This window comes from Caldimonas sp., from assembly GCF_046289365.1.
GTDB lineage: Bacteria > Pseudomonadota > Gammaproteobacteria > Burkholderiales > Burkholderiaceae_C > Caldimonas.
Map to the genome: position 1 here is coordinate 1 of NZ_JBKBVU010000125.1, position 9,192 is coordinate 9,192.

A 9,192-nucleotide genomic window follows, 5' to 3' on the forward strand; every position below is an offset into this window, starting at 1 on the left:
CGACACCGCCGAAGCCAAGCTCGCCATCATGGAGGAGTGCGGCTTCAAGGTCACCCGCAACCCCTCCGAGATGGGCAAGCTGCTCAAGTCCATCCTCTAAGCCCGGCCTGGGCTTGCCGCGAAGGCCGCCTTGGGCGGCCTTCCGTCGTTTGTCAGAGGTGGCCTCAGGCCGCCGCTACGTAGTTCCGCGCAGCGCCGGCCCCGACGCCACCTCTACACTCCCGCCAACGGCGCCAACACCCCGGTGTCGGCGCCGCAGCCCATCCAAGAACCCAGGACACCACATCATGGATGCCTTTACGACTCCAGAATTCTGGATCGCTGTCGGTCAGATCATCCTGATCGACATCCTGCTCGGCGGCGACAACGCCGTCGTCATCGCCCTGGCCTGCCGCCGGCTGCCCGCCAAGCAGCGCATGGCCGGCATCCTCTGGGGCACGGCCGGGGCCATCGGCCTGCGGGTGATCTTCATTTTCTTTGCGCTCACGCTGCTGCAGATCCCGTTCATCAAGCTCGTGGGGGCGGCCCTGCTGGTGTGGATCGGTGTCAAGCTCCTGGCCCCCGATGACGAGGGCGACCATGCCAACATCGAGAGCAGCGACCGGCTGTGGGGCGCGATCAAGACCATCATCATGGCCGACCTGGTCATGAGCATCGACAACGTCATCGCCATCGCCGGCGCGGCCGAGAGCGCCGGCGGCAACCACACCATGGGCCTGGTGATCTTTGGCCTGCTGGTGTCCATCCCCATCATCGTCTGGGGCAGCCAGCTCGTCATCAAGCTCATGGACCGTTTCCCCGTCATCATCACCCTGGGCGGCATGCTGCTGGGCTGGATCGCCGGCACCATGGCCCTGGGAGACCCGGCCGTGGCCAACCCCGCGGACTGGACCTGGATGCCCAAGCTCCCGCAGGATGCCGTCGTGAAATACGCGATGGGCATCGCCGGTGCGCTGCTGGTGCTGGCCGTGGGCAAGTGGGTGGCGCGCCAGCGCGCTCAGACCGCCTCCGCGGCCTGAGCGCGGGCGCACACGCAACGACCGGCAACATCTGCAAGCAGTGACGGGGGCCCGATGGGCCCCCGCCTTGTTTTGCGGCAGGCGCTCTGCTAACGTGCGTGAGCCCGGTGTCGCAGCGCAGTCCACGGCCGCCACCGGGCCTTGCCCACCACTCAGCGCCGTCGGGCGCCTACTGCATGGTCCACCACAACGACGCGAGCACGGCACGGATGCCGCACTGCGCCTGCATCCGGCGGGCCGCGCGACCGGGCGCCGGCCGGGGCCAGGCCGCCCCCCGTGTCCAGGGGTGGGGGGCTGCGCAGCTTCGTTACAAATCGCGGCACAATCCGGGCCCAGAACCCGGCAGGTGCGGTGTGTCGCTGCCTGCCGGGGCCCTCGGCGATGCTTAGCCCCCCTTCCGGCACCGTGCAGACGAGCACCATGTCCTTCGAGTTCTTTTGCCTCACCGACCCCGGGCGCGCGCGCGACAACAACGAGGACTCGGTGGCGGTTGACGAGCAGGCGGCCCTGGCCGTGCTGGCCGACGGCATGGGCGGCTACAACGCCGGCGAGATCGCCAGCGGCATGGCCACGGCCTTCATCAAGTCCGAGCTGGGGCGCTGGCTCACCGAGGCCTCGGCCCAGGCCAGCGATGCCGACGTGCGCCGCGCGATGGACATCTGCGTGGAAAACGCCAACCGCGCCATCTACAACGCGGCCAACTCCAACCCGCAGTACGCCGGCATGGGCACCACCCTGGTGGTGTGCGTGCTGCGCGAGGGGCGCTTGCTCGTGGGCCATATCGGCGACTCGCGGGCCTACCGATGGCGCGCCGGCAAACTCGCGCAGATCACCAAGGACCACTCCCTGCTGCAAGAGCAGCTCGATGCCGGCCTGATCACCCCCGAGCAGGCCGCCTATTCGTCCAACAAGAACCTCGTGACCCGGGCCGTGGGCGTGGAAGACAGCGTGCTGCTGGAAACCCACCTGCACGACCTGCAGCCCGGCGACCTCATCCTGCTGTGTTCCGACGGGCTGTCGGACATGATCAGCGACGACGAGATTGCCGCAGTGTTGCAGTCCACCAACGACTTGCCCGAAGCCGGCGCCGCCTTGGTGGCGGCTGCCAATGCCGCGGGTGGAAGGGATAACATAGCCGTCATTCTGGTGCGCGCCGTGGGCGCACCCGCCGCGGCGGGGCGTTCGTGGTGGCCCTTCCGGCGTTGACGTGTGCGGCCCATCCTCAAAGAGACTACCTGACTAGAGGTCAAGCATGGCGAAACTCGTGGTGTCACTCGATGGCGTGGTGATCAAAGAAGTCCAGCTCACCAAGGACAAGACCACCCTCGGGCGCCGGCCCTACAACGACATCGTCATCGACAACCTGGCTGTCAGCGGCGAGCACGCGGTGCTGCAGATGGTGGGGGCCGATGTCTTCATCGAAGACCTCAACAGCACCAACGGCACCTACGTCAACGGCAAGGCCATCAAAAAGCAGCTCCTGTCGAACAACGACACCGTCGAGATCGGCAAGTACAAGATCAAGTACCTCACCGAAGACGCGCCCGACTACGAAAAGACCATGGTCATGAAGCCGGGCGGCTTCTCCGCCGGCGCCCCCCTGGGCGGCACGACCCCGATCTCGCCGCTGGCCGGCGGCGCGGCCTCGGGCTTCGGCGGGCTGGGGGCCCCCTCGGGCTTCGGCGGCCTGGGCGCCGCGGTCCCCACCGCCACGATCAAGGTGCTCAACGGCGCGGCGGCGGGCCGGGAGGTCAGCCTCACCAAGGTGGTCACCACCGTCGGCAAGCCCGGCGTCCAGGTGGCCTCGATCACCAAGCGACCCGGCGGCTACGTCTTCGCCCATGTCGAAGGCGCGATGAAGCCCACCGTCAATGGCGCAGCCGTCGGCAACGACCCTGTGCACCTGAAGAACGGCGACATCATCGAACTGGCCGGCACCCAGATGCAGTTCGTGCAGAGCTGAGTCTGCGCCGCCGACGAAGCCGGGCGCGGCGTGAACAAGCTCACGCCGGCCGCGCGAAACGCGCAGACCCAACCCCCTTTCGAGGGTGGTTTGTTGGCACACTGCCGAGCCAATCTGCGGCACAGTGAGCCTGTGTGCCGCACGGCCACCGACACCCGCCACGCCCGTCCACCATGAAGATCCGCGTCCTGGGCTGCTCTGGCGCGATCGCCGCCGGTTGCAAGACCACGGCCTTCCTGCTCGATGACGACCTGCTCGTCGATGCGGGCACCGGCGTGGGTGACCTGACCCTGGACGAACTGGCCTGCATCGACCACATCCTGGTCAGCCACTCCCACCTGGACCACATCGTGTCCATCCCGCTCCTGGCCGACAGTGTCATCGGCCGGCGCCACCGGCCCGTCACCGTCCATGCGCTGCCGGCCACGATCGAGGCGATGCGCCGCCACGTGCTCAACGACGTGATCTGGCCCGACTTCAGCCGCCTGCCCTCGGTCGAGGCCCCGGTGCTGCGCTTTGCGCCGCTGGCCGTGGGTCAGCGCCTGAGGCTGGGCGACAAGACGGTCGAGGTGCTGCCGGCCGAGCACACCGTGCCGGCCGTGGGCTATGCCGTGTGCGGCGGCACGCCCACGCCCGACACCCCCTGGTGGGTCTACACCGGCGACACCGGCCCCAACCCTGCGCTGTGGCCCCGGGTGGCCGCTCGCCGCATCGGCATGCTCGTGATCGAGACGGCCTTCAGCGACCATGAGCGCGAGCTGGCCGCGCTGAGCCAGCACCATTGCCCCAGCAGCCTGCGGCGCGAGCTCGACCGCGCGCCGCCAAACCTGCCCGTCTACCTCACCCACGCCAAGCCGGGGGAAATGTCTTGCATTGCCGAGCAGGTGCGCGCCCTGGAGACAGGCCAGCGCATCGCCCATTTGGAGGCGGGGCAGGTGTTCGAGGTGTGAGGAACGCAAACCGCCCAGTGTCTCAGCGGAACCCCAGCACCCCGTTTTCGACGCTGCAAAACGCCACCCCGTCTTCCTCACCGCCCAGCAAACCGTTCGTCGCATCGAGGTACAGCGTCGTTCGGCCGGGAACCACCAGCGGCGCGGACAGCTCCAGGGTCTGATTGGCACTGGGCCCGTTGGGCCGGCTCGTGGCGGCATCGACATCGGTGGCGGCGAAGAAATACACCCGGTCCGTCACCGGCGCGGCCCGCGACCCCCGGGCGCTGATGGGGGCTCCCTCGGGCGTGCGGTAATCCGCATCCGGCGCCCGGTACAAGTCCGTCACCGCGTCGGCGTCGCTGCGACAGGATCCGGGAAACGCCGCGGCGGCCACCGCGTCGGGACGCACGACCAAGCGGTCGTCGGCTTCGAACACGATGCAACGATAACTGCCCGCAGGCGGGTCGCCCGCAAACAGCGTGGGGGAGGCCACGAAATCGAACTCCCGCCCACCCTCGTAGCGTTGCACCAGCGTGTAGGGTCCGGAGCAATCGGCCTGGGGGCTGATCCACAAGGCGTACAGGCGCAGGCGCATCGACAGGGGCGAGCCCGTCGGCGTCGTGGCCTGCGCCACCGCGCCACCCATGGGCAGCCAAGCCCACCAGCGCATCCACCACGCCGGCGAAGCCACCGTGCCGGTGCGCGAGGACGACCCCCGCACCACCAGATCCGGCTCGTCCGAGCCCGACCCCCCGCCACAACCGGCCAGTGACAGGACTGCTGCCGCCGCGCAAACGGTCCATTGGATCCACCCGAGTGCGTCGACCATTGCCGTCTCCTTCAGGATGCCAAGCACCTGTGCGTCGATGCTAGGAGACTTCGTGCCCCAGGCGCAGGCCCCAAAAAGGGTCCCTCTCCTGCAGACACGGCGCCGTCGCAGGCCAAGGCCTCAGCTCCTCGGGATGAATGCGCACATAGTCCAGCAAATGACGACGTTTCTCCAGGCCACGGCACGCCCGCACCGTCGCCCTCGTCGAGGACAGACCCAGCATCGCCCAGGCCCCGGGGTCGTCATCCACCAGCGCGTAGATCGCTCGCCAGCGCTTGTGCACCGTGTGCCGGCTCAGCCCCAAGTGCTGCGCCACCTGAGCATCGTCCAGCCCGGCCAGCGCCAACTCCAACAGGGCTTGTTGCGCAGGCGTGAATCCCCAGCGTCGCGGTTGATAGCGGAACAAGCCGTAAAGCGCGTGATACGGCGCGTCGGCCAGATGATGGTCGGCCAAGTACAACACTTCGGTGGCCGCCGTGCGGGGCAGGGGGGCGCGGCGGCAGCCCATTGCCAGCATCGAGGCGCGGTAGGCCCGCGCCTGCGGGTGGTGGGCCGCCACCTCGCCGATCAAATAGCGCAGGCCATAGCCGGCGTGGGCCTGCACGAAAGCGGCTTGCGCCACGGCATTGACCACATCCATCGCAGCGCCGGCCTCATCGTCCAGGCCAAACCCCAGCACGAACATGCACATCGCGTGCTCGCCCAGGGCCCGTGCTTGCGCGCGGCGATCCAGAGTGAGCCGCAAGGGGTCGTCGAGCAGCGCCTCCACCAGCGGCGACACCGCCCCTGCGCATGCGCGTTGCGCCCAGTCCAGGGGCACCGGCACGCTCAACCCACAGCCGCGCAAGCGACCCACCGGCGCCGTGCCCACGACCTCCTCGAAAACGCGCGCCACCAGCCGCCCGTCCCGCAGCCATTGGCGCAGCAGAGATGCTTGCAGCAAGCCGGGGTGCACGCCGCCTGCGCGCAGCAGCTGCACGCAACGATCCACATCGCGCGGGTGCATGGGGCGGGCGAAAACCAGGCTCATGCAGCGTTGCTCCTGCCATCGAGGCCAGCGCCATTATCGGCGTGCGCCCTCACGGTGAGGACTCCGCGGCGCCTAGCAGAAGTTGCAAAGCCGCGCTGCCCTTGCGTCCACTGCAAAGCGGCGGCGCCGACGCTACCCTTGGCGGCCATGAACACCTTGTACGACCCCCTGAAGGCCGGCGACCTGCTTCTCGCCAATCGCATCGTGATGGCCCCGCTCACGCGCAACCGTGCCCCGCGCGGCGTGCCGCACGAACTGCACGCCACCTACTACACCCAGCGCGCCAGCGCCGGATTGATCGTCTCCGAAGGCACCGCCATCAGCCCCATGGGCCAGGGCTATGCCGACGTGCCCGGCCTGTACACGCCCGAGCAACTCGCCGGCTGGCGGCGCGTGACCGACAGTGTGCATGCCGCCGGCGGGCGCATCGTGGCCCAGATCTGGCACGTGGGCCGCGTCTCGCACACCTCGCTGCTGCCCGGGGGCCAGGCCCCGGTGGCCCCGTCGGCGCTGCCGGCCAAGACCCGCACCTACCTCATCGGCCCCGACGGCCAGGGCGGCTTCGAGCCGGTGTCCGCCCCGCGCGCGCTGGACGCGTCCGAACTGCCCGCCCTCGTGGCCGACTACGCCCGCGCGGCCCGTGCGGCGGTCGAAGAGGCCGGGTTTGACGGGGTGGAGATCCACGCCGCCAACGGCTACCTGCTCGACCAGTTCCTCAAGACCGGCAGCAACCAACGCACCGATGCCTACGGCGGCTCCATCGAGAACCGTGCCCGATTGCTGCTCGAAGTGACGCGCGCCGTGGCCGGCGCCATCGGCGGTGGGCGCACCGGCATCCGCCTGTCGCCCATCACCCCGGCCAACGACATCGTCGATGCCGAGCCCCAGCCGCTGTTCGAACACGTGGTGCGCGAGCTCGCGCCCCTGGGCCTGGCCTTCATCCACGTGATCGAAGGCGCCACCGGCGGCCCCCGAGAACTGCCCGACCGCCCCTTCGATTTCGAGGCCCTGCGCCACGCGTACCGCCACGCCGGCGGCACCGGTGCCTGGATCGTCAACAACGGCTACGACAAAGCCCTGGCCGAAGCCGCCGTGGCCGAAGGCCGGGCCGACGCCGTGGACCTCGGCCGGCTTTTCCCCCACAACCCCAAACTCATGCGTCACCTGCGCGAAGGGGCGCCGCTCACCAACTGGGACGTGAAGACTTTCTATGGGGGCGGGGCGCAGGGCTACATCGACTACCCGGCGCTGGCCTGACCATTTTTGTCAGCATGGTCCCTCCAAGCTGACGCTTCCAGTCCCCCAAAAGAGCACGGCCGGTCTGCAAATGCCGATTCCATCACGATCCGTGCCGGCCCGAACCGCTGGCACGGCCCCTGCATGGAAGTGGGCGCACAACCCCCAACCTCTTTGGAGAGACTGTATGAAGCAACTGCACATGATGAAGCGTTCGGCCCAGAAGGGCTTCACGCTGATCGAACTGATGATCGTCGTGGCGATCATCGGTATCCTGGCGGCCATTGCGCTGCCGGCGTATCAGGATTACGTGGCACGCAGTCAAGTGGCCGCTGGTTTGTCGGAAATTTCCGGGGGCAAAACCAATTATGAAGTCGCAATCAACGAAGGTCGTCCCAACGATTTCTTCTCTCGCGACAACATGGGGCTGTCTGAAACCACGGAGCGGTGCACGATCGCAGTCAATGCGCCTACCAGTGGCGCTGCTGCCAACGCTTTGACCTGCACCCTGCGTAACTCGAATCCCCGAGTCAATGGAGCTGTGGTTCGCCTGGGGCGTGACGCCAACGGAGTGTGGTCGTGCACTGTGGCCAGCCGTCCCACTGGCTGGAAAGACAGCTACTATCCTGCTGGATGTACTGCTGCCTCGTAATGCCTCAAAGCACCTAAATTTTGTCTGAAAGAAGGAGGGGGACCCGTTCCCCCTCTTTTGCTTTTATGCGCAGTGTGGGCGTGATCCTCGCGCGTAGGTGACCTGCCCCCCCCGGCGGATTCAAAACTTTTGTCCTGTCATAGCCGCTGAGAGAACCCGGGGCCAGATCGCAACTGCCACCCCACGCAAAGCTGCTACGCTTGCGCAGTGCCTGCCGAGTACCTTGCCCTTGACCCACCCCCGCCACCCCGCTGACCCGTCGCGCTTGGCTGCGCTGGCGCGGTATGGCGTGCTGGACACGCCGCCGGAGCCCGACTTCGATGATCTGGCGCGGGTGGCGGCCTATGTGTGCGGCACACCGATCGCGCTGGTGAGCCTGGTGGACCGCGACCGGCAGTGGTTCAAGGCCGAGGTGGGGCTGGGCCTGCGCGAGACGCCGCTGTCGCAGTCCATCTGCCGCCATGCGATGCTCGAGCCGGGCCTGTTCGTCGTGCCCGATGCCCTGCAGGATGAGCGTTTCGCCACCAACCCGCTCGTGACGGGGCCGCCGCCGCTGCGCTTTTATGCCGGCGCTGTGCTGGAGACCGAGGAGGGGCTGCCGCTGGGCACGCTGTGTGTGCTGGACCACCGGCCGCGCACTTTGGATGCGGCCCAACAGGATGCCCTGCGCGCACTGGCCCGCCAGGTCATGACGGTGCTGGAGCTGCGCCGCCTGACGGCGCGGCAATCTCAGATGCTGGAGGAACTGCGTCGCACGCAAGAACAGCTCAAGGTGCTGGCCGCCACCGACGCCCTCACCGGACTGGCCAACCGCCGGGCCTTCCGCGACCGCCTGAAACAGGAGCAGGCCCTGATCGATCGCAAGGGTCTGCCGGCCAGCCTGCTGATGATGGACCTGGACCACTTCAAGCGCATCAACGACACCTACGGCCACCCCGCAGGCGACGAGGTGCTGCGGCACTTCGCCCGGCTGTGTGGGCAGGTGTTCCGTGCCTCCGACCTGGTGGCACGCTGGGGCGGAGAGGAGTTCATTGCACTGCTGCCGCGCACCACACTGCGCGAGGCCCTGTGCGTGGCCGAGCGCCTGCGTTTGGCCCTGGCAGCCCAGCCGGTGGCCGTGGAAGGCGGTGGCGCGATTCCGGTGACCACGAGCATCGGCGCGATCGAGATGGCCCCGCTGCAGCCCGTGGGCCGGACGCTGCGTGAGCTCGACCGGCGGCTCTATGCCGCCAAGGCTGCCGGCCGCAACGCCGTGGTCGCAGACACCGGGGCCGGGCCTTCAAGCGGCGCTTGAGGCCCGGATTTCGCGGGCGGGGACGCTACAGTCGCGCCCATGTCCCCTTCCGACTGACACCTTGCGGTGACCCCGTTCCTTGCTCTCCTGCTGGTGCCCGGCTGGGCCATCGCTTGGACCCAGCCCCCGTTTTCGTCGTTCTACAACGTCGTGCTCGCCCTCGCGGGCTGGGGCGCGGTGCTGGGCTTGGGGGCGTGGCGGATGGGCCGTGATGGCCAGGCGGTGCCCCGCGCGGCC

The 9,192-nt window shown here is 68.4% G+C and carries 9 protein-coding genes and 1 pseudogene; 8 read left to right on the forward strand and 2 right to left on the reverse strand.

What is annotated here, in order from left to right; translation table 11 throughout:
- The 5 genes and pseudogenes from ACK42S_RS12290 to ACK42S_RS12310 all read left to right on the forward strand — a co-directional run.
- A pseudogene (locus ACK42S_RS12290) lies at positions 1-100 on the forward strand (succinate--CoA ligase subunit alpha); the annotation flags it as partial.
- Between the two features lie 187 nt (positions 101-287).
- The gene (locus ACK42S_RS12295) at positions 288-1,019 is read left to right on the forward strand and encodes a TerC family protein (RefSeq protein ID WP_409707743.1); all 732 of its coding nucleotides are present in this window, start codon (positions 288-290) and stop codon (positions 1,017-1,019) included.
- Positions 1,020-1,439: 420 nt separating this feature from the next.
- Positions 1,440-2,225 carry a Stp1/IreP family PP2C-type Ser/Thr phosphatase gene (locus ACK42S_RS12300; protein ID WP_409707746.1) on the forward strand — a complete coding sequence of 262 codons (786 nt, stop codon included), beginning with the start codon at positions 1,440-1,442 and terminating at the stop codon, positions 2,223-2,225.
- Between the two features lie 46 nt (positions 2,226-2,271).
- A complete protein-coding gene (locus ACK42S_RS12305; RefSeq protein ID WP_409707748.1) occupies positions 2,272-2,982 on the forward strand; it encodes an FHA domain-containing protein in 711 nt (236 codons plus the stop codon).
- 173 nt (positions 2,983-3,155) lie between these two features.
- On the forward strand, positions 3,156-3,932 hold the full coding sequence (locus tag ACK42S_RS12310) for an MBL fold metallo-hydrolase (protein WP_409707751.1): 777 nt from the start codon (positions 3,156-3,158) through the stop codon (positions 3,930-3,932).
- A 22-nt stretch (positions 3,933-3,954) separates the two neighbouring features.
- On the opposite strand, the gene ACK42S_RS12315 is transcribed toward ACK42S_RS12310, so the two are convergent.
- Positions 3,955-4,743 carry a hypothetical protein gene (locus tag ACK42S_RS12315; RefSeq protein ID WP_409707754.1) on the reverse strand — a complete coding sequence of 263 codons (789 nt, stop codon included), beginning with the start codon at positions 4,741-4,743 and terminating at the stop codon, positions 3,955-3,957.
- A 40-nt stretch (positions 4,744-4,783) separates the two neighbouring features.
- Complete coding sequence (locus ACK42S_RS12320; protein ID WP_409707757.1) at positions 4,784-5,773, reverse strand: hypothetical protein; 990 nt, start codon at positions 5,771-5,773, stop codon at positions 4,784-4,786.
- Between the two features lie 147 nt (positions 5,774-5,920).
- On the opposite strand from ACK42S_RS12320, the gene ACK42S_RS12325 reads away from it, so the two are divergent.
- The 3 genes from ACK42S_RS12325 to ACK42S_RS12335 all read left to right on the forward strand — a co-directional run bounded on the left by ACK42S_RS12325 (position 5,921) and on the right by ACK42S_RS12335 (position 8,955).
- Positions 5,921-7,030 (forward strand): alkene reductase, encoded by a 1,110-nt coding sequence (locus ACK42S_RS12325; RefSeq protein WP_409707760.1) that lies wholly within the window; start codon positions 5,921-5,923, stop codon positions 7,028-7,030.
- 184 nt (positions 7,031-7,214) lie between these two features.
- Positions 7,215-7,661, forward strand: a complete 447-nt coding sequence (locus ACK42S_RS12330; RefSeq protein ID WP_409707766.1) for a pilin — start codon at positions 7,215-7,217, stop codon at positions 7,659-7,661.
- 229 nt (positions 7,662-7,890) lie between these two features.
- Positions 7,891-8,955 (forward strand): GGDEF domain-containing protein, encoded by a 1,065-nt coding sequence (locus ACK42S_RS12335; protein WP_409707763.1) that lies wholly within the window; start codon positions 7,891-7,893, stop codon positions 8,953-8,955.
- Positions 8,956-9,192: the final 237 nt, after the last annotated feature.

Coding starts and splice junctions, on each gene's coding strand:
- ACK42S_RS12315 (WP_409707754.1), bottom strand. CDS start 4,743: ATGGTCGACGCACTCGGGTGGATCCAATGGACCGTTTGCGCGGCGGCA.
- ACK42S_RS12320 (WP_409707757.1), bottom strand. CDS start 5,773: ATGAGCCTGGTTTTCGCCCGCCCCATGCACCCGCGCGATGTGGATCGT.
- ACK42S_RS12330 (WP_409707766.1), top strand. CDS start 7,215: ATGAAGCGTTCGGCCCAGAAGGGCTTCACGCTGATCGAACTGATGATC.
- ACK42S_RS12305 (WP_409707748.1), top strand. CDS start 2,272: ATGGCGAAACTCGTGGTGTCACTCGATGGCGTGGTGATCAAAGAAGTC.
- ACK42S_RS12295 (WP_409707743.1), top strand. CDS start 288: ATGGATGCCTTTACGACTCCAGAATTCTGGATCGCTGTCGGTCAGATC.
- ACK42S_RS12300 (WP_409707746.1), top strand. CDS start 1,440: ATGTCCTTCGAGTTCTTTTGCCTCACCGACCCCGGGCGCGCGCGCGAC.
- ACK42S_RS12325 (WP_409707760.1), top strand. CDS start 5,921: ATGAACACCTTGTACGACCCCCTGAAGGCCGGCGACCTGCTTCTCGCC.
- ACK42S_RS12310 (WP_409707751.1), top strand. CDS start 3,156: ATGAAGATCCGCGTCCTGGGCTGCTCTGGCGCGATCGCCGCCGGTTGC.